17 protein-coding genes and 1 pseudogene are annotated in these 19,937 nt (G+C 66.0%); 12 read left to right on the top strand and 6 right to left on the bottom strand.

The window, feature by feature from the left end; translation table 11 throughout:
* Window positions 1-25: 25 nt before the first annotated feature.
* The 5 genes and pseudogenes from ACFMO3_RS03865 to ACFMO3_RS03845 all read right to left on the bottom strand — a co-directional run bounded on the left by ACFMO3_RS03865 (window position 26) and on the right by ACFMO3_RS03845 (window position 3,358).
* Window positions 26-934: a tyrosine-type recombinase/integrase gene (locus tag ACFMO3_RS03865; protein ID WP_376789119.1), complete on the bottom strand. Its 909-nt coding sequence runs from the start codon at window positions 932-934 to the stop codon at window positions 26-28.
* Window positions 935-939: 5 nt separating this feature from the next.
* A complete protein-coding gene (locus ACFMO3_RS03860; protein WP_376789118.1) occupies window positions 940-1,881 on the bottom strand; it encodes a TerC family protein in 942 nt (313 codons plus the stop codon).
* Window positions 1,882-1,905: 24 nt separating this feature from the next.
* A complete protein-coding gene (locus ACFMO3_RS03855; RefSeq protein WP_376789120.1) occupies window positions 1,906-2,223 on the bottom strand; it encodes a DedA family protein in 318 nt (105 codons plus the stop codon).
* Window positions 2,224-2,437: 214 nt separating this feature from the next.
* Window positions 2,438-2,659: pseudogene (locus ACFMO3_RS03850) on the bottom strand (cation-transporting P-type ATPase); the annotation flags it as partial.
* 3 nt (window positions 2,660-2,662) lie between these two features.
* Window positions 2,663-3,358: a zinc metallopeptidase gene (locus ACFMO3_RS03845; protein ID WP_376789117.1), complete on the bottom strand. Its 696-nt coding sequence runs from the start codon at window positions 3,356-3,358 to the stop codon at window positions 2,663-2,665.
* A gap of 934 nt (window positions 3,359-4,292) precedes the next feature.
* On the opposite strand from ACFMO3_RS03845, the gene nosZ reads away from it, so the two are divergent.
* The 9 genes from nosZ to ACFMO3_RS03800 all read left to right on the top strand — a co-directional run bounded on the left by nosZ (window position 4,293) and on the right by ACFMO3_RS03800 (window position 15,248).
* Window positions 4,293-6,281 (top strand): Sec-dependent nitrous-oxide reductase, encoded by a 1,989-nt coding sequence (gene nosZ, locus ACFMO3_RS03840; RefSeq protein WP_376789116.1) that lies wholly within the window; start codon window positions 4,293-4,295, stop codon window positions 6,279-6,281.
* Between the two features lie 133 nt (window positions 6,282-6,414).
* Window positions 6,415-7,071 (top strand): cytochrome C, encoded by a 657-nt coding sequence (locus tag ACFMO3_RS03835; RefSeq protein WP_376789115.1) that lies wholly within the window; start codon window positions 6,415-6,417, stop codon window positions 7,069-7,071.
* Complete coding sequence (gene nosD / locus ACFMO3_RS03830; protein ID WP_376789114.1) at window positions 7,068-9,293, top strand: nitrous oxide reductase family maturation protein NosD; 2,226 nt, start codon at window positions 7,068-7,070, stop codon at window positions 9,291-9,293. The genes ACFMO3_RS03835 and nosD overlap by 4 nt, the downstream gene beginning before the upstream one ends.
* A 22-nt stretch (window positions 9,294-9,315) precedes the next feature.
* Window positions 9,316-10,155, top strand: coding sequence for an ABC transporter permease (locus ACFMO3_RS03825; protein ID WP_376789113.1), 840 nt, complete (start codon window positions 9,316-9,318; stop codon window positions 10,153-10,155).
* Between the two features lie 25 nt (window positions 10,156-10,180).
* Window positions 10,181-10,645 (top strand): nitrous oxide reductase accessory protein NosL, encoded by a 465-nt coding sequence (locus ACFMO3_RS03820; RefSeq protein ID WP_376789112.1) that lies wholly within the window; start codon window positions 10,181-10,183, stop codon window positions 10,643-10,645.
* A 320-nt stretch (window positions 10,646-10,965) separates the two neighbouring features.
* Entirely contained in the window at window positions 10,966-11,841 is an 876-nt protein-coding gene (locus ACFMO3_RS03815) for an S-adenosyl-l-methionine hydroxide adenosyltransferase family protein (protein WP_376789111.1), read from the top strand.
* Between the two features lie 38 nt (window positions 11,842-11,879).
* Complete coding sequence (murA, locus tag ACFMO3_RS03810) at window positions 11,880-13,172, top strand: UDP-N-acetylglucosamine 1-carboxyvinyltransferase (RefSeq protein ID WP_376789110.1); 1,293 nt, start codon at window positions 11,880-11,882, stop codon at window positions 13,170-13,172.
* 3 nt (window positions 13,173-13,175) lie between these two features.
* The gene (locus ACFMO3_RS03805) at window positions 13,176-13,601 is read left to right on the top strand and encodes a S1C family serine protease (RefSeq protein WP_376789109.1); all 426 of its coding nucleotides are present in this window, start codon (window positions 13,176-13,178) and stop codon (window positions 13,599-13,601) included.
* A gap of 48 nt (window positions 13,602-13,649) precedes the next feature.
* Window positions 13,650-15,248 (top strand): penicillin acylase family protein, encoded by a 1,599-nt coding sequence (locus ACFMO3_RS03800; protein ID WP_376789108.1) that lies wholly within the window; start codon window positions 13,650-13,652, stop codon window positions 15,246-15,248.
* A gap of 71 nt (window positions 15,249-15,319) precedes the next feature.
* Here the strand turns inward: ACFMO3_RS03800 and ACFMO3_RS03795 are convergent, their stop codons facing one another.
* Entirely contained in the window at window positions 15,320-15,550 is a 231-nt protein-coding gene (locus ACFMO3_RS03795) for a YtxH domain-containing protein (RefSeq protein WP_376789107.1), read from the bottom strand.
* A gap of 330 nt (window positions 15,551-15,880) precedes the next feature.
* Here ACFMO3_RS03795 and ACFMO3_RS03790 point away from each other — a divergent pair, with 330 nt between their 5' ends.
* Genes ACFMO3_RS03790 through ACFMO3_RS03780 form a run of 3 tightly spaced genes read left to right on the top strand, consistent with a single transcriptional unit; the run spans window position 15,881 to window position 19,922 of the window.
* Window positions 15,881-16,807, top strand: coding sequence for a RimK family alpha-L-glutamate ligase (locus ACFMO3_RS03790; protein ID WP_376789106.1), 927 nt, complete (start codon window positions 15,881-15,883; stop codon window positions 16,805-16,807).
* A complete protein-coding gene (gene surE / locus ACFMO3_RS03785) occupies window positions 16,789-17,592 on the top strand; it encodes a 5'/3'-nucleotidase SurE (protein WP_376789105.1) in 804 nt (267 codons plus the stop codon). The genes ACFMO3_RS03790 and surE overlap by 19 nt, the downstream gene beginning before the upstream one ends.
* On the top strand, window positions 17,571-19,922 hold the full coding sequence (locus ACFMO3_RS03780) for a DUF3488 and DUF4129 domain-containing transglutaminase family protein (protein WP_376789104.1): 2,352 nt from the start codon (window positions 17,571-17,573) through the stop codon (window positions 19,920-19,922). The genes surE and ACFMO3_RS03780 overlap by 22 nt, the downstream gene beginning before the upstream one ends.
* Window positions 19,923-19,937 lie beyond the last annotated feature (15 nt).

The raw sequence follows: 19,937 nt of genomic DNA, 5'->3' as shown, positions 1-19,937 counted from the left end.
ACCGGGAGGAGGAAACCGAGGGTTCTCATCGTGTTCCGGAGCGCCTGGCCAGGGCCTGCAGGCGTCGGAAGACATCTCGCCACTGGATCTCAGAGAGGCCCAGCTTCCGGCGCAGGCTTTCCGGATCCATCCCCTGGAGGAAATCCTGCAGCGCGCACGTCCATCGAAGGATCTCAAAAGAGAGGTGATCCAGGCCGGCCCGTCGGGCCACGTCTTCCAGCACATATTCTAAATTCCGGGGCGTCCAGGGGAAAACGCGGTCCTCGATGCCATACTGGCCCATATATTCCCGGAACAGCTCGGGCCACTCCGGCGGGAGCGGCAGCTTGCGCTCTTTGTGGCGATAGCGGGGATGGGCGTAGCGGATCCACACGGCCGGCTCCTGCAGATCAAAGTGATCCCGGCGCAGGGCGGCGACCTCGCTTTTCTTCAAGCCGGTGTAGAGCATGAGGGTCAACAATGTGAGGGGGCGGGCATCCCCTTCCCGGCGAAACCCCTCCGCAGCTTCGCGGGCGGCCTGGATCTGCTCCGGGGTCAGCACCTCCGGGAGGGGCTCAATGGCCTCCGGATAGACCAGGCGCTCTGCGGGATTCATCGGCAGGACGCCGAGATCCTCATGCAGCCATCGGAAGAACGCCTTCACGGCAGTGATGCGCCGCCGCAGGGATTTGGGCGTACACGGAATCCCGCGCCGGTGGCGGAGCCAGTCCACGAAATCCTGGAGATCCCGCAGCCCAATCTCCCCCACCGGGCGTTCCTCCCCTAGGCACTGCCCTAATAGGCGGAGGTCGTGGGTGAAGAAATACACGGTGTGCCGGGAGTAATCCCCGGCCTTCAGATGCTCGGCGAAGGCCTCCCGGGCCTGAGCGAGGGGGGTCCCCGGGGTGATCTCCGATCGAGGTCGGAAGTCGAACAGGCTGAGCTGATGCGCCATCGGCCTCACCGATGGATGAGCGGATGGGTTTTCTCCCGTCGTTCCGCGATCCACGAAGCCAGCCCGCTGATCAGGAGGGTCATCAGGACGATGGCCAGGGAGAGGGCGGGCGGGATGTGGAGGAAATCCGAGAGCAGCATCTTAGCGCCGATATAGCTGAGGATCACCGAGAGCCCGTAATGGAGGTAGCGCAAGCGCTGAATCAGGCCGGCCAGGACGAAGTAAAGGGCCCGCAGCCCCAGGATGGCGAAGATGTTCGAGGTGTAAGCGATGAACAGCTCGGGGGTGATGGCCAGCACGGCTGGCACGGAATCCAGGGCGAACATGAGATCGGTGCTCTCCACCACCAGCAGGGTCAACAGCAGCGGCGTAGCCATCCATCGGTGTCCTTGCCGGATCAGGAAGCGCTGGCCATGGAGAGCGGGGGTGATGGGCAGGAAACGGCGGGCCAGGCGGAGGACCAGGTTGCGCTCCGGGCGCACCTCTTCCTCTTCGCCGCGCAGGGCCAGCCGGATCCCGGTGTAGATCAGGAAAGCGCCGAAGAGATAGATGGCCGGGTGAAAGGCCTTGAGCAGCTGGACGCCAGCGAAGATGAAAGCCGCCCGCATCAGGACGGCGCCCAGGATCCCCCAGAAGAGCACCCGGTGCTGATAGGCCGGTGGGATGCCGAAGTAGGAGAAGATCACCGCGAAGACGAAGAGGTTATCGGCGCTGAGGGATTTCTCCACCAGGTAGGCGGTGAGAAAGTGAAGAGCCGGCTCATGGCCCCAGACCAGCAGGATCCCGGCGTTGAAGGCCAGGGCTACAGCGATCCAGACCACACTCCAGATCATCGCCTCTTTGAGCTTCACCTCATGGGCGTTCCGGTGGAACACCCCGAGGTCCAGAGCCAACATGATCACGACGATGAGATGGAAGAGAATCCAAGCCCAGAGCGGGAATTCCATCGGTCCACCTCTATGTGCCCAGGTTCAGGGATACGATGGGGGATGGCCCCGCTTCCGGCGAGCCCCTGCCCATCCCAGAGCCACCACGGCGAGCCCCCCAACGATTATCGCCCCCGGGAGGGAAAGCGTCGAAATGGAGGCGCCCCGAGGCGGAGCCAGGAACAGGCCGGCGACGGTCTGCAGGGTCGCCCGCAGCGCCGCCCCCAGGGCGATGAGCCCCCCGAAGGCTATCCGCGGCATCTGGCTCACCCCGGCGGGGATAGCGATCCCGCTGCGCAGCCCGGGGATCAGATGGGCGAAGAGCAGGATAAGGACCCCATAGCGCCGGAACAGCTGAAGCAAGTGGTCCAGATCTGCCTCCCGGATCCCTAAAGTCCGCGGGTACCCGATCCCCGGCGCGGAGGACGGTGGTCATGGGCGCAGCCATCCGGCGCAGCGCCTCCAGGGCCCGCTCCGCGCGATATTCCTGCACAAAGCCAAGCAGGAGGGAGAAGAAGCCGATGATCATGATGACGACCGCTTCCGTCCCATGGCCCAGGGCGACGGAGAGGGCGGTAGCAGCCGGGAGGATCAGCACCCGGATGTTTCGGAACTGGGCCAAGAGGATGGCCAGGGGCGAGATGCGCCGGGGAGGTTCCAGCTCGTGGGGACCCCATTCCCGGAGCCGGCGGGCCGCCTCCTCCTCGCCTAACCCCGCCGGCCCCGTGGGCAGCCGCTGGAAGCACTCGGCTACCGATAAGGTAGGCCAGGGGATCCGGGACTCGGAGGGATGGTCCATTGGCTATTCCTCCGAGCGCCGCATGCCCATGGCCAGGAAGGCGTAGTAGGCCAGGGTAGAGAGGGCTTGGGCTAAAGCCGCCACATAGGTCAGCGCGGCCGCCCGCAGCACCTCCCGGGCCCCCGCTCGCTCCTCCGGCGTCCACAGCAGCCCGCTTCCCTCCAGCAGAGCCAGGGCCCGGCGGCTGGCGTCCAGTTCCACGGGCAGCGTGACCAGAGCGAAGAGGGCCGCGGCGGAGAAGAACAGCACCCCGGCCCAGACCAGCATCGGGCTCTGCATCAGGAAACCGATCAGGAAGAGGATGGGGCCGAGCCAGGAGCCGAAGTTCACCGCCGGCACCAGGGCCGCCCGGGCTCGCAGCCCCCAGTAACCCTCGGCGTCCTGGAGTGCGTGCCCGATCTCATGGGCCGCCACCGCCAGGGAGGCCACCGAGGGCACGCCCGCCACGCTGGGGGAGAGCCGGAGCACCTTGCTCGAGGGGTCGTAATGATCCGTCAAGTGCCCGGGGGTTCCTTCGATGCGCACCTCATACAGCCCGGCCGCTTGCAGCAGGCGCTGGGCGGCCTCCAGCCCGGTCAGGCGGGCGGGCGCTCGGAGCCACCGGTTATACGCCGCCTGCACCTTCGTCTGGGCATACAAGCCCAGCAGCAGCGCCGGCATCGCAAACAGGAAGTACAGGGGATCCCACCAGAACCACATGGTCCGACCTCCTGATGGAGTGATCGCGCCTCGCGCAGGAATATCGAAAAGGAAACCTCTTCATTCCATACCCGGCTGCATCCCCCCTAAAAAAAGACCTTCGGCCGATGTCGAATCACATTTCCCAGGAAATGTGATCGGACATCAACCGAAGGTCTTGCCAGGCCCAGAAGGCCGACGGGACCGGGGATTGAACCGGGTGATCTCCCGTGCTGACGATCCCGTCATCGGGCGAAAGGCCCGATGGCTACTCCCCTTCCGGCATTTCTAAGCCTATCCGGATTCGAAGGACCTGTCAAGATTCAACGATTCGATGGGTCTGGGGCAGGGCTTTTCGAAGATCTTACCCATCCAGACAGGAGGGAGAAGGCAGGGGAACCCCCCTGCGCCCTGTGCGCATGACGAAGATCATACCGGGATCCCGGGATTGCAGGAGGATAGAAGGCGGAAATCCGCTGGCCCCCTGCGAGGATATCATGGCTTGGGAAGCATCGGATCGGCCGCTGCCGGATCCGTTTCCTGATTACGTGACCTGTCCGATCTGTGGAGAGCCCGATATCGAGCTTTGGTGCTATGAGGCGAGCGGCCGTTGCCCTAATTGCGGCGCGGAAATCACCCACGGCCCATTCCCATGCTGGGAAAATTGCCCCCAGCGCCCCCTCCGCCTGTCTGCTTCCCCCCCGGGAACCGAAAGCTCGCGATCGGATGGGCTGCCTCGCCCGTGATCCTCTCCCCATGCGCCCGGTGTGACAAATGTCACGCCAAAATAATGGCTTTCATGACCCCCAAAACCCTCTCTTTTATGACGGAGATCATATCCTTTCCCGTCAGTTCCGGGCATGATGAGACGTGGACATCCCTTACAAACAAAGGTGCGGGTAGTCGAGGGCGTGTTCGGCGATGCAAGCCGGATTTTGAAAGAAAGGAGGGTTCGATGATTCGGTGGAAGGGGTTGGCAAGGGTTCCGCTGTTGCTGGCGTTGCTGGGGGCGGCCTGCGCCCGGGGGGCGGCGACCCCCGTGGCGGGCCTGCCTGCAGAGGCCCAGGCGGTGATCCGAGAACGCGGCCTCTCCCCGGATGATATCGTCGCCGCGCTGCGGACCTATGTGCCGGGGGGGAAATATGACGAATACGTGATGTTCGCCTCCGGTGGGCACTCCGGGCAGGTCCTGGTGATCGGCATCCCCTCGATGCGGCTACTCAAGGTGATCGGCGTCTTCACGCCGGAGCCTTGGCAGGGCTACGGGTTCGGGGAGAAGGGCACCCTGGAGGTGTTGGAGGGCGGCTTCGCGCGGGGCAAGCCCATCCTCTGGGGGGATACGCACCACCCGGCCCTTTCGGAGACGGAAGGGGAATATGATGGCCAATTCCTGTTCATCAACGACAAGGCCAACGCCCGCTTGGCGGTGATTGATCTGCGGGACTTTGAGACCAAGCAGATCGTCAAGAACCCCAATGCGATCTCCGACCATGGGGGCGGCTTCGTCACCCCCAACACCGAATACGTCGTCGAGGGCCCCCAGTATGCGACCCCTATCGGTTGGGAGTATGCCCCGCTGGATCAATACAAGGACAAATACCGGGGGCTACTGACCTTCTGGGCCTTCGATCGCCAGAGGGGGCGGGTGGATCCGGACCGCTCCTTCCAGATCGAGCTGCCGCCCTACTGGCAGGATCTGTGCGATGCAGGCAAGAAAGTCTCTTACGGATGGGTGTTCTGCAATTCCATCAACACCGAGCTGGCCACCGGCGGCATCGAGGAGGGCAACCCGCCCTTCGAGGCTGGCACGGCCAAGAATGAGATGGACTATCTTCACATCATCAACTGGAAGAAGGCGGAGGAGCTGATCCGGGCCGGCAAGTATGAGGTCATCAACGGGATCAAGGTGATCCGCCTTCAGACGGCAGCCCAGGAGGGAGTGCTCTTCTTTGCCCCGGAGCCGAAGAGCCCCCACGGGGTGGATGTGGCACCGGGGGGCGATTACATCGTGGTCGGCGGCAAGCTGGATCCCCACGTGACAGTTTACTCCTTCGAGAAGATCCAGAAGGCCATCGCCGCCGGCAACTTCGAGCGCGACCCCTTCGGGGTCCCGGTGTTGAAGTTCGAGGACGTTAAGGAGGCCCAGGTGGAGGTCGGCCTTGGCCCGCTGCACACCGTGTTCGATGACAAGGGTTACGCCTATACCTCCCTCTTCCTGGATAGCGCCGTGGCCCGCTGGTCCCTCGGCGGTCCCTACCGCAAGGACGGCGCGGAGCCTTGGAAGCTGGTGGAGAAGCTGCCAGTCCATTACAACATCGGTCACATTGCTGCAGCGGAGGGCGATACGGTCTCGCCCAAGGGCAAATACGTGGTGGCACTCAACAAGTGGTCGGTGGATCGCTTCCTGCCGGTGGGCCCGTTGCATCCGCAGAATCTCCAGCTGATCGACATCAGCGGCAATCGGATGCGGCTGATCTACGACATGCCCATCGGGATCGGCGAGCCGCATTACGCCCAGATCATCAAGGCCGACAAGCTCAAGCCGTTCCTGGTCTACCCGGAGATCGGGTGGAACGCAGCGAAGATGGCGAAGGATCCCAATGCCACCGAGGCCGGCCGGGAACGGGTGGAGGTGCGGGAGGAGAGCGGCCGGCGGGTGGTGGAGATCTGGATGACGGCAATCCGCAGCCACTTCAAGCCGGAGCACGTGCACGTCCGTAAGGGTGATCACGTGATCTGGCACATCACCAACATCGAGCGGGCCCGCGATGCCACCCACGGCTTTGCCTTGAGCGGCTACAACATCAGCCTGAGCCTGGAACCCGGGGAGACCGCCACCATCGAGTTCGACGCCGATCAAAGCGGGACCTTCCCCTTCTACTGCACGGAGTTCTGCTCGGCCCTCCACCTGGAGATGATGGGCTACTTCCTGGTGGAGCCATAAGGGAAACCGGGGGAGCGGCTGGGAGGGCCGCTCCCCCTTCCGGGAGCGGAATTCCCGCCATGGCTTCTCGGGACGCTACCGGGTTGGGGCCTGAAGGCGCGGGCCGATCCATTCTTCGATGAAGGAGAAGGCAATGGTGGAACGCATGAACGCCTGGATTCGGGAGGATCCCTTCCGGCTGCCCCGCGCTTTCTTCATTGGGGCGTCCTGGCTACTCCTGCTCTCCCTGCTCTTCCCCTACTGGCGCATGACCCTTCAGGCCCCGCAGTATCCGGGAGGGCTCCGGGTGGACATCTACGTCACCCACCTGGCCGGCGATGTGAATGAGGTGGATAACCTGAACCATTACATCGGGATGAAGAAGCTGCACGAGGCGGCACAGGTGGAGCGCTTCCTGGCGCCCTTAGCCATCGGGGCGGCCGCGCTGTTGGGGGAGGCGCTGGCCTTCACCCGGCGTCGCTGGGCGGCGGTGCTGGCGTTGCCCGCCATGTTGTTCCCGATCATTTTCCTGGCCGACATGTATTACTGGCTCTATCGCTACGGCCACGATCTGGACCCGAACGCCCCGCTGCGGTTGCCGCCCTTCACCCCGCCCCTGATCGGCGTCGGCGTGGTGGGGCAGTTTCGAACCCTCGCGGAGCTCCAGATCGGTTTCTGGATGGCGCTGGCGGCTTCCCTCCTGATCACCCTCGGCCTCCATTTCCGTCGGGCCGTCCGCACGGCGCTAGAGCGCCGTCAGTCCCTGCGCCTCGGTCCCCTGACGCTGGTCCCGGAGGAAGCCCGCGCATGATGCGGCCCCTGGCCCTGGCCCTCTGGACGCTGACAGTGGTGGCCCCGGGGGATCCGGATCGAACGCTCCAGGAAGCCATCGCAGCGGCCCCGCCGGGGGCAACGTTGGAGGTCCATGGCGGGATCTACTACGGCCCTTTCCAGATCGACAAGCCCCTGACCCTCATCGGGGTGGACGGGCCGGTGCTGGATGGCCGGGGCCGGGGCACGGTGCTGCGCATCCGGGCACCCCACGTGACCGTGCGCGGCTTCGTGATCCGGAACTCCGGCCGATCCCTGGAACACGAAGACGCTGGGATCCTCGTCGAGGGGGCCGCGGGGGTGACCCTGGAGGGCAACCATCTGGAGGATGTGCTCTTCGGGATCTACCTCAAGGATTCTCCGGGAGGGCGCATCCGTAACAACACGGTGATCGGCCTGGACGTCCCGGAGGCGGAGCGGGGGGATGCGATCCGCCTCTGGTATAGCCCGGATGCCTGGATCGAGGGGAACCGGACATGGCGAGGGCGCGATGTCATCATCTGGTTCTCCGACCACTCCCTCCTGCGGGGCAATCGGTTCGAGGGCGGGCGCTACGGCATCCATTACATGTATTGCAACGGGAGCGAGGTGGGGGGAAACACCCTGCAGAGCAACTTCGTGGGCGTTTTCGTGATGTATAGCCGGGGGCTCGTCCTGCGGGACAATCGCTTTCTCCATCAACGGGGCCCCAGCGGCTATGGCCTGGCCTTCAAGGACAGCGATGACATCCGCGTGGAAGGCAACCTGTTTTTGGACAACACGGCGGCGATCTTCCTGGACAACACACCCCGGGAGGAGGGGTCGCCGGTTCGTTTTGAGCGCAACATCATCGCCTACAACGGGATCGGCGTGCTGGCCCTGCCCATGGTGCGGGGAGTGGTTTTCCGGGAAAACGTGTTCTGGGAGAACGAGCAGCAGGCGGGGACACAGGGGGAAGGGAACCTGATGGCCAGTGACTGGCGGGGCAACTTCTGGAGCGATTACGCCGGATTTGACGCCGACGGCGATGGAGTCGGCGATGTCCCCTATCGCTCCCGACGGGTGTTCGAGGCCATAGCGGATCGGGTTCCTCTCCTCCGGCTGTTCTGGGGCACCCCCGCCATGCAGGCCCTCGAGTCCGCTGCCATCCTGGTTCCCTTCTTCGAACCTCAGATCCGCCTGGAGGATCCCGCGCCCCGGATTCGGCTACCGGCCCGGGCGCCGGAGCGCGCTTCGGGGAACGCTGGAGGATGGATCCGTATGGGGCTAGGCGGTCTTCTCCTCGCCGCCGCATGGTGGGGATGGCTCCGGCGCTCTCCTCGGCCTTCCTGGGGTGAAGGGAAGAGGACGGTACCGGAAGCGATCCTGGAGGTTCGCGGGCTGCGCAAGCGGTTTGGGAGGACCTGGGCGGTGCGCGGGCTGGATCTTCTCGTGCGGCCAGGCGAGGCGGTGGCCCTGTGGGGGCCCAACGGCGCCGGGAAGACGACGGTTCTCCGCTGTATCCTGGGTTTGCTGGATTACGAGGGCACTATCCGGGTCGCTGGCCGGGATGTCCGCAAGGAAGGCCCGGCCGCTCGACGGTGGATCGGGTATGTTCCCCAGGAGCTGGCCTTCTACAGCCACTGGACAGTCGCGGAGACCCTGGGGTTCTTCGCAGCGCTGCGGGGCGTGGCCGTGGATCCCACTCAAGTGGAGGCGCTGGGGCTGACTCCGTATCAGGACCAGCCGGTGCGTGCGCTGTCTGGGGGCTTGAAACAGCGACTGGCCCTGGCCCTCGCGCTGATGGGGGATCCTCCCATCCTGTTGTTGGATGAGCCAACGGCGAACCTGGACCTGACGGCGCGGATGGAGTGGCGGAGCTGGCTCCGGGAGCTCAAGGCGCAGGGAAAGACGTTGCTGTTCAGCTCCCACCGCCTGGAAGAAGTGCAGGGCTTGGCGGATCGGGTGGTGGTGATGCGGGCCGGCCAGGTGATCGGGGAGGTCCCCCCGGAGGCCCTGGGAGAGGTGGCCGGCTTGCGGGCCCGGCTCCGGTTGAGCTTGCCGCCGGCGGAGCTGGAACGGGCCCGGCAGGTGTTGGAGGCCTCGGGCTATCCCTCTTTCCCCAACGGCCACGGGCTGATCCTCACCGTGCCAGCCGATCGCAAGCTAACGCCCGTGCGCCGCCTCTGGGAGGCCGGGATCGCCGTGCTCGATCTCGATATCGAATGGGAGCGGGAGGAGTAGAAAAACCAGGAGGAGCCTGCAGATGGGCGTCTGGATGCTGCTGGTCCGCAAAGAGGGGCGCGAGGCCCTCCGGAGCCGATGGTTTCTCCTCACGGCGGGAAGCTTCGCCCTGATCGCCCTGGCCCTGGCCGTTTTCTCCATGATCGGCTCCGGCTATATCGGGCTGGCCGGTTTCGGACGGACGGCGGCAAGCCTGGTGAACCTCTCGATGTTGCTGGCCTCCCTGATGGGCCTGGGCCTGGGCGCTCTCACGTGGGCCGTGGAGCGGGAGAGTGGGACGCTGGCCTATCTGCTTTCGTATCCGATCTCGCGCACCCAGGTCTTCCTCGCCAAAGCCGCCGGCGGGGCCATGGCCCTGGCGGTGGCGATGGGGCTGGGCTTCGGGGTGACCGGCCTGGGGATCGGGCTGGGAGGCGGGCTGGGCGGCCCGGAGGAGATCGGCCGTTACGCCGGCCTGGCGGCCGGGGCGACATGGCTCTCCTGGATCGCCTATGGGATCGGGATGGCCATCGGCGTCGGGCTGCGGCGCCAGAGCACGGCCCTGGGCGTCACCCTGATCGCCTGGCTGGTCGCCGTCTTCCTCTCGGATCTAAGCCTGATGGGGCTGGCGTGGGCCGTCGGGATCTCCCCATCTTGGCTCTGGTGGCTGACGCTGCTGAATCCCCTCCACGGGTTCCGGATCCTGGCCATGGTGATGCTGAACGGGTCGCCAGATCTGCTGGGCCCGGCCGGCTGGTTCGCTTGGCGGACCTACGGGGAAGCACTGGGCCCGATGCTGTGGGGGACGATGGGGGCCTGGCTCCTCCTCGCTGTGGGGATCGCGGCCTTTCGCTTTCGGGGGCTTCGGGATTCCGGCCTTTAGGATCCTCGCTCCGAGGGAGGCTTCCATGCGCCGAAAGTTTCCGCCGGTCGTGTTCCTGCTAGGATGGCTGGTGGTCGCCGCGTGCGCCCGGGCCTCGGGGCCGCGCCCCCCAGACATCGCCTACGGGAAGGATGCCTGCGCCCAGTGCGGGATGCTCATCAACGACCCTCGCTTCGCCGCAGCTTACGTGACCCGGGACGGCCAGGCTCGCCTCTTCGATGACATTGGGTGCATGATCGCCTACCACCGGGACCATCCCGAGGAGGTGGCCGCTTTCTACGTGCGCGACTTTGAGGGTGGGGGATGGATCGAGGCGGATCACGCCCTCTTAGTCCATGCGCCCGATGTGCCGACCCCTATGGGCTACGGTTTGTTGGCCTTCGCCGTGCGTGACCGGGCCGAGGCCTTCGCCCGAGCTCACGGGGGGCGGATCCTCGACTGGGAGAGCGCCCGGCGGACCGTCCAGCCCCCGCATCGGCACGCGCCGTAGCGCGCTGTCCCCCCTCGAGGAAGCGGGGGGACCGCTGGTCGCCATGTCCTTTTGATCCCTGGATCCGCTTGGGCCTCCATCTCTTCGGACGCTATCCGGCCTGGGTAGGAATCTGGCTTGACGATACCACGACGGCGCATCGGGCGGATGAGTCTCGTGGCTGGAATTCCCAGGGGCAATCTGTCTGGTGTCCGATTGAAGCGGATGCGATACGCTTCCTACCGGTTTCCCTCCTCCTTCTGCCTCTCCTCCGCCGTCCACGAGTCCCCTCTTCTTTCTCCGAGTCGCCCGGGCCTGGACTATACTGAAGGGCCGGAGCGATGACGCGATGGGGAGCGCGCATGCGGATCATCACCCTGACGACGGATTTCGGCGATGAGGATGGCTACGTGGGGACGATGAAGGGGGTGATCCTCTCCATCGCCCCTGATGTGCGGCTAGTGGATCTGTGTCACCATATCCCGCCCCAGGATATCCGACGGGCGGCCTTCGTGGTGGCGGAGGCGGCGCCCTATTTCCCACCCGGGACTATCCACCTCGCGGTGGTGGATCCTGGGGTGGGTAGCGGGCGCCGCGCCCTGATCGTGGTGACCGAACGGGCACTCTTCGTGGGGCCGGACAACGGGCTCTTCAGCTTTATCCTGGACGCGCACCCGGAGGCTCAGTGTTATGCCCTCGAGGAGCCCTCCTATCGCCTGCCCCAGGTCAGCTACACCTTCCACGGTCGGGACGTCTTCGCCCCGGCAGCAGCCCATCTCGCCCGAGGGGTCCCTCCCGTCGCCTTCGGCCCGCTGGTGACTGATCCAGTCCGCCTGCCGCCGCCCCGCCTGGAGCTGGAGGAGGAGCGCATTGTCGGGGAGATCCTGCATGCCGATCGCTTTGGGAACCTGGTGACCAGCATCGGCCGGCTCCAGTGGCAAGGGGCCGCGCTAGTGCTGCAGCCCGCTTTCGGTCCGCTTGCCCGGCGCTTCCCGGTGGTCTTCCGGGCCGGCGAGGCGCGGGTGGAGATCGGCGATCGAACCCTTACAGGCATCGTCCATACGTTCGCGGAGGGAGAACCGGGCGAGCTGATCGCCTACCCGGGCAGCTCCGGCTTCCTGGAGATCGGGCTGGTCCATGGATGCGCTGCGGCCGCCCTGGAGGCCCGGCGGGGGGATCCGGTGGTCGTGCGGGTGCGCCTTCTATCGCTGGAGTGAAGGGAGGGGTGAAATCCCGGACGCGAGCGAGGGACGCCATGGCCCGCGAAGCCTGTTTTGTCATCGAGGGAGGGCGACGGCTCCGGGGGGAGGTGCGGCCGGGTGGCAATAAGAACGCCGCCCTTCCCCTCATCGCCGCCACGCTGCTCGCCGACGAGCCGGTGGTGTTGCGTAATGTGCCCCGCATCCGCGATGTGCACACGCTGCTGCAGCTCCTGAGCGATCTGGGAGCGGCCATCGAGGAGCTGGACCCCCATACGTTGCGGATTGACACCCGCGGCGTGCGCCCGCGCCCCTTGAACCCGGAGCTCTGTCGGGACATCCGGGCGAGCATTCTGCTGGCGGGCCCGCTGCTGGCTCGCTTCGGTGAGGTGGAGATGCCGCCGCCTGGCGGGGATGTCATCGGCCGCCGGCGGCTGGACACCCATTTCCTGGCCTTTGAGGCCCTGGGGGCGCGCTATGAGGTGAACCGGGTTTTCCGCATCCGCTCACAGGGCCGGTTGACCGGTGCGGATATCCTACTGGATGAGGCCAGCGTGACGGCGACGGAGAACGCCGTGATGGCGGCGGCCCTGGCCCGGGGCACCACGGTCCTACGCAACGCGGCCTCGGAGCCTCACGTCCAGGCCCTTTGTGGCTTCCTCAACCGGATCGGCGCTTGCATCGAGGGCATCGGCTCCAACACCCTGTTCATCCACGGGGTGGACCGCCTGGGGGGTGGGGAGTGGGAGATCGAATCCGATCATATCGAGGTGGGATCTTTCATCGGGCTGGCCGCCCTGGTCGGCGACGGCGTCTGGATCCGCCGCGCCGTCCCCCATCACCTGCGCATGGTGCAACTGGTCTACCGGCGCCTGGGGATCCATTTCGAAGTCCACGGGGAAGATATCTTTGTGCCCCCCGAGCAATCCCTCCGGGTAGTGCCCGATATCGGCGGGCATATCCCGAAGATTGAGGACGCGCCGTGGCCGGGGTTCCCCGCGGATCTGATGAGCATCGCCATTGTGGTCGCCACCCAGGCGGCGGGCCCCGTCCTCTTCCACGAGAAGATGTTTGAGAGTCGCCTCTATTTCGTGGATAAACTGATCGCCATGGGCGCTCGCATTGTCCTCTGCGATCCCCATCGCTGCCTGGTCCATGGCCCCTCCCCGCTGCACGGGGAGCGCTTGGAGAGCCCGGACATCCGGGCGGGGATGGCGCTGGTGATTGCGGCCCTCTGCGCCACGGGAACCAGCGTGATCCGCAACATCGTCCAGATCGATCGGGGCTATGAGGATCTCGACGGGAAGTTGCGGGCCCTGGGCGCGACCATCGAACGCGTGGAGCGATAAGCCATGAGCGATTCGTCTTCGGGTTTCAGAAACCGGACGGGGATGTGGATCGCGGCTCTAATCCTGGTCGGCCTGGCCTGTGGGTGCGTCGGCCTGGCGGTGGGCGGGCTGGTCGGCTATCTGATCGGTCGGGGCCCGGGCCTCCCGGCCCCGACCCAACCCCCCTCCGGCGGTCCCTGGCTGGGAGTGCGGGTAATCCACGAAGCGGGCAGGGCCCGGGTCCTCGAGGTGCTGCCCGGCAGCCCGGCGGAGGAGGCCGGCCTGCGCCCCGGCGACCGGATCACGGCGGTGAACGGGGAGCCCGTCAACGATCGCCATCCACTCCCCGATCTCCTGCGGCGCTATCGCCCTGGGGACACAGTGCGCCTGACGGTGGTCCGGGATGGGGAGGAACGAACCGTCTCCGTTACCCTGGGCCGGGCTCCCTGAGCGGGGCCGCTATCGTTTTCCTGCATGCTGGAAGCCCGGATGGAGGGGATGAATCAGGGAACACGGCCTCTTCGCCGCACGGTCGGCCTGGCCCTGATCCTGATCGTGGGGATCCTCGCCGGGGCGCTGCCGTTGTGGTCAGCGATGCCCCCGCCTTCCCGCCTAGCCCTGCAAGGGCCGGAGGGGAGGATCCTCCTGCGTCAAGTCGGCCCGGCCCAGTGGCGTCTGGAGGCCGGCTCCGCGCAGGATCAGGCGTTCGCGGAAGGCGTCCTGGATGGGTTGGATGCTGCTCCATTGCTGATCCTGCGGCGGGCGGCAGCGTATGGCCAGCTCCAGGCGCTGATCGGGCCGGAGGCCGCGAAGGCAGACGCGTGGGCCAAGGAGCGGATCCCCCCGGCTGTCGCTCGAGCCTGGGAGGCCCTGGATGAGGAGGCCCGGGCCCGGCTTGAAGCATATACCGCCGGGGTCAACGCCGCCTGGCGGATGGGGATCCCAGGCGCCCGCCGCCTGCCCCGGCCGGATCCCCTGGCCCGGCCCTGGGATCCCCGGGATAGCCTGGCGGTGGCGGCGGGCCTGGCCCTGGCCCACCCCGGATGGATGGAGGCGGAGATCCATCGCCTGCTTCTGCGTCTTCCCCCTTCCCTTCGCTCCGCCCTGGAAGACCCTCGTTGGACCTCCGCCTCGCCGGTCCCGGATGTCGCGATGCGTGAGGCCGTGTGGCGGGCGTGGGCGGCCGCCGGCGTGGCCCCGGAGCTCGGGCTCTTCCGCGGCTGCCGGGAAGGACCAGGATTTCGCCTCCACGCTATGGCGGCCCCAGTGCTGCCGCTGCCCTGGCGCGCGGAGTGGGAAGGGGAAGCGCTGCGTCTCCGCTGGCCGGGGATCCCAGGTGCCCTTGCGCACATCTCCCCATCCGGCGGGCGGTGGTTGCAGCCGGAGCCGGGCTTCGGGGACCCCCTGGATCATCTGGAGGAGCTGGTCCGCGGGATCGCGAGGGAGAAGACGTCGTCGCTGTTCTGGAGCTGGACGCCCCTCCCGGGGGAATGGCCTTTCTGCTCGGCAGCCCAGGCGGTCCATCGGGAGGTGCTGCGAACGTTGCCCCCCCAGGACTGGCTGCAACGACGGGTGCAGGGGATGCTCCAGCGCTGGGAGGGAGACCTGGACGCGCGAAGCCCTTCCGCTTTGGTCTACGTCGTATGGCGGGAGGAGATCCTCCGGACGACGTTGGAAGATGTGCTGGGAGAGGAGGGGCTGCGACGTCTGCGCACCCGGCGGCCTGCGGAGGTGGTCCTGACGGCGCTGCTGGCCGATGAAACCTTGGGAAACCCTTGGAGCCCATCGAGATCTGAGGCCTGGAGATCCATCCTACAGGAAGCCTACCGGCGGGCATTGATCTGGATCGGACGGCGCTATGGAGATCTGCATACCATCTGGGAATGGGGGAAAGCCCACGCGGCTGTCCTGTCGATCCCCGGCTGGCCGTTTCAGGTGGAGATCCCAGTGGGAGGGGACGAGCAAGCACCCTGGCCCACGCCGATCGATCCGGCCCGGCCATATCGGACGGCCTTCTGGCCGGCGCTCACGGTGAGAAGCGGTTTGGACGTGGAGATCAAGACGGCGCCCGCCCCGTGGTGGTGGCCGTGGCCTTAGAGGGGATGCGGGGAATCTTTTCCCGGACAGCGCTGGTCATGCCCTTTGCAGAACAGCCGCGCGCAGCGGTCCTAGGAGGATGGGGCAGGCGGGGTTCGACGGGTGAGCATGGCCAGCTCCCGTTCCAGCTCCGCCCGATGCTGGGCCGCCGCCTGGCGCCCTTCCTCCAGGATCTGCCGCCATCGGGTTTGAATCTCTTTGCGCAGGTCCTCGCCTGATTGAGGGGTGAACAGCAGGATCAGACCGGCCCCGGTCAACCCACCCACCAGAAAGCCATAAATCCAGAAGATCGCGCGTCGCATGGGTTTCCCTCGCATGCAGGCTTTGTTTGCCGGGATGAGAATCTATGGGGTTCGATTTCCGGAAGGCCCCATTGATTGCCTCCCCACAAGCCTCCGGAAGTAGGGCGCATGATGTAGCACAGTGAACACACGCTTTTATTTTACTGGAGAAGGACGGTTGGCCTGGATCCCCCGTCCGGGAGAGGGTCCGTTCTTCAATTTGCGAAACAGCGGATGTCCGGCTGGATGCTGGAGGAAATCCGGGCCAATGTCTCATTCCCTGGAGAGAATCTCTCCTCCTATGTTATGATGAAGAGAGCCAGGAAGAAGCTGGAGTGGATTCGGGGGGAAATGCGAATTGAGAGCAAAGTTCATGGGGAGATTGTGGATCTGGCCATCGCCTGGAACTGGGATTGCGATCGGCCGTTTGTGGAGATGCTCCGGGAGGCCTGTGGGCGCCGCGGCCTCTCGATGGCGAGCATCACGCCGGAGGATCTCCCGGAGATTCTGGAGCGGGCGTGGAAGGGCGAGTGGATCTGTCGGGCCTTCTTCGACCGGGCCTCCGACTGGGATGAGGATTTTGAGGCTTTGGTCGATTGGGCTCGGGCCGCCGGCGTTTTCCGTTTGAACCCCACGGAGCAGGCCCGGGCGGCGTGGGATAAAGCGGCCATGCACCGGCGTTTTATTGCCGCCGGGCTTCCCACACCACCCACGTGGATTCTCCCTCCATGGAACGAACAGCCCGAAGTGGAATGGCCGGAAAAAGCGATCGGGCTTTGGATCGCCAAGCCGGCCTTCGGGGGTGGAGGAGAGGGCGTGAAGCGGATCGCGCGTCCAGAGGATCTGACCGTCCTGCGCACCGCCTTCCCGGACGAGCCGTTCCTCATCCAGCGGTATGTGCGCCCGCGCGAGCTGGAGGGACGGCCAGCATGGTTCCGAGTGATTTACGCGGTGGATGCGGTGTTCCCATGCTGGTGGAATCCAGAGACCCATCGATATGCGCCGGTCACCGAGGCGGAGCGGGAGGCCTTCGGCTTATCTCCTCTCTGGGCGATAGGTCATCGGATCGCGGAGATCTGTGGTCTGCATCTCTTCTCCAGCGAGATCGCGATGGATGAGGAGGGACGGTTCCTCTGTATCGATTATGTCAACGATCCCATCGACACCCGCCCCCAGTCCATGGTCCCGGAAGGGGTGCCGGATGAGATCCTGCATCGGATCGCCGATCGGATCGCGGAGGGGGTCTTCCGGAGGGCGCCGTGCCGCTCATCCTGGTGACCAACGACGATGGGATCCGATCCCCCGGGTTGCGGGCGGCGGCAGCTGCCCTGCAAACCCTGGGGCAGGTGGTGGTGGTGGCTCCCGTCGAGCAGTGGTCCGGTGCGGGGCGTTGCATGCCGGCCACCTCAGAGGGGCGGATCTATCCGGAGACCCTGGTGGTGAACGGCGGGATCCTCCGGGCTTATGCGGTGGAGGGGACGCCGGCTCAGGTGGTGGATCACGCGATCCTGGAGATCCTGCCACGCCCTCCAGATCTGGTGGTCTCCGGCATCAATTACGGGGAGAACGTGGGCTCTGGGGTAACCATCTCGGGCACCGTGGGGGCCGCCCTAGAGGCGGCCAGCTTCGGCATCCCCGCCCTGGCGGTCTCCCTGCAGGCCCCGGTGGAGCACCACCTGGGGTATTCGGAGGAGATTGATTTCCGCGCCGCCGCTTACTTTACCGGCTTATTTGCCCGGGCGGTCCTCCGGCAGGCGTTGCCTTTTGATGTGGATGTGCTCAAAATCGATATCCCCGCCACCGCCACACCGGAGACGCCGTGGCGCTGGACCCGCCAGTCCCGCCAGCGGTATTTCGTTCCGGTGCGGCCGATGCGCCGTCGCCCGACGGATCCCGGTCCGCTGGGGTATCGGGTGGAGATTGACTTCGAGCACCTGGAGCCCGATTCCGATATCCACGCGCTGGTGGTGGATCAGGTGGTCTCGGTCACGCCGCTGAGCCTGGATCTCACATCCCGGGTCTCGGAAAGGGAGTTGCGCCAATGGTGGGAGAACGCCAGGTAGGGCTCTCGCGGGCCTTCCCGATGGCGCCGACCGTCTCCCGCGGGGTGGGGGGGACGCTCTGGATGCTGTTCCTTCTGCTGGTGATCAACGGCTCGGCCGCATGGACGGTGGCGCTATCCGGTTGGGCAGATGGCCTGGAGATCCTTCCGCCGGTGGCCATAGGGGGCCTCTTCATCGGGTGGCTTCTGGCGATCTCCCGTTTCCCGGGGCCTGTCGCCCTGGTGCTGAATCTGGGGTATGGAGCCGCCTGGGTTGGGTATCTCAGCGCCCGTCTGATCCAGGTGCCCACCTGGTCGTTGAAGCTTCAATGGCTGGGCTATCGCCTCACCGTCTGGGCGATGGAGGCCATGCGGGGCGGTCGCGGCAGCGACCCGCTCCCCTTCGTGGTCCTGATGGGTGCTCTGGTTTGGCTGGCCGCCAGCGCGAGCGTCTGGTATTCTTTCCGGACGATCCGATCATGGCGGGCGTTGCTTCCGGCCGGGCTGATCCTCCTCGTCGATGCCTATTATTATCTGGGCCCCCGTCCCCTCGCCCTCTTTCTGATTGCTTATCTTCTGGGCGCGCTGCTCTGGCTGGCCACAGTTCATTATGAGGAACAGAGCTACCGATGGCGGCTGGAGCGGGTATGGTTCGTCCCGGATCTGGGGGTGGACATCCTGCGGGCGGGGCTGGTGGCAGCCGGGCTGACGCTGGCCTTAGCCTGGTTGCTTCCGGCGGGGGGGACCAATGAGAGGGTTTCCCGGGCTTGGAGCGAGGTCAGCCGGCCGTTGCGCCGGAGTCAGGAGACCTTTAACCGGCTGTTCAGCTCCCTGCGCTCCCAGCGCCCGGCCTATGGGAGCCCCCTAAGCCGCACGCTGGCGTTCGGCGGCCCGCGGCGGCTGAGCGACACGCCGGTGATGGATGTGAAAGCGCAGGGGCCTGCCCGTTACTGGCGGGGTATGGTTTACGATGTCTACACCTCCAGCGGCTGGCTTTCCTCGGGGGAAGATGAGCAAAACCGCGCGCCGATGACGGCCCTGACGGCGCGGCCTCTCTGGGAAGGCCGGGCGGTGGTCACCCAGACGTTCACCGTCTATCTCCCCGGCAACACCCTGATCTTCGCCGCTCAGCATCCCGTCATGGTCAGCCTGCCCTCCATTGTCCAGGGGTATTTCACCGCCCAGGCCCATGATCTGATGATGATCCGCAGTCCACGGCCCTTCGGCGCCCAGCAGATCTACGAGGCCATCTCCCTGGTCCCGGTTCCCGATGTCGACAGCCTGCGGCAGGCGGGGACAGTTTATCCAGAATGGGTGCAGCGGTATCTGCAGTTGCCCTCCGATCTGGATCCCCGGATCCGCCGTCTGGCCGAGCGAATCACGGCCGGTTACGATACGCCTTACGATAAGGCGGCGGCGCTCGAGGCCTGGCTGCGTCGCAATATCCGTTATAATGAGAACATCCCGCCCCCCCCACCCGGCCGGGACGGCGTGGTCTACGTGCTCTTCGACATCCGTCAGGGATACTGCGATTACTATGCGTCCGCGATGGCGGTGATGGCCCGCACCCTGGGCATCCCGGCCCGGGTGGTGAGCGGTTACGCGCAGGGGGAGTGGATGCCCGATGGGCGTTATCGGGTGCGCCAGCGGGATGCCCACACCTGGGTGGAGATCTACTTCCCGGGCTTCGGGTGGGTGGAATTCGAACCCACAGCCGCCCAGCCTGCTATCCTCCGCCCGCAGCGTTCCATCTCCCCGACCCCCACCCCCGTGGCCCCTGGGCCCATCGATTCAACGCCTGGGGCATCCCGGCCGATGCCGACTCCCCGCCGTATGCTGGAAGGGGATTTCGACATCCCGCCGAGGGAGTCCCTTCCCTTGCCCCGGGCTTCGCGTTTCTCGGTGGGGCCCGTGACCGTGGTCTTCATTGGAGTGCTGGGACTTCTGAGTTTGGCCCTTTGGATCCGGGATCACGATCGGGTGCGTCGGCTCTCCCCAGCCGCTCGAGGTTACCTCTGGATGAACCGGGTGGCGTGGCTGCTGGGGATCCGGTTCCCAGCCTCCTGGACCCCAATGGAGCGCGCCCGGTATCTGGGGGGTCTGATCCCGGAACTCGCTGGGGCGCTGGAGCAGGTGGCGGAGCGTTACAGCGCGGTCCGGTTCGGAGGACCTCGGGCCCAGGCGTTCCCACCGCCTCGGGGATGGGCGCCGCGCCTTCTGTATAAGGGGCTTCAGTGGCGGCTCCGGCAAGCCCTGCCCCGGATCGGGAAGGGATCTATGGCAAGGCCTCGCGTTTCGTTCCGCGGGCATGGAGAGGGCCCGAATCGCCCGCCAGGGGGATTCTCGGAATAACCGGAATCCCTCCTT

The sequence above is a fragment of the Thermoflexus sp. genome (assembly GCF_042408815.1).
GTDB lineage: Bacteria > Chloroflexota > Anaerolineae > Thermoflexales > Thermoflexaceae > Thermoflexus.
This window is presented reverse-complemented; position numbering and strand designations above follow the sequence as displayed.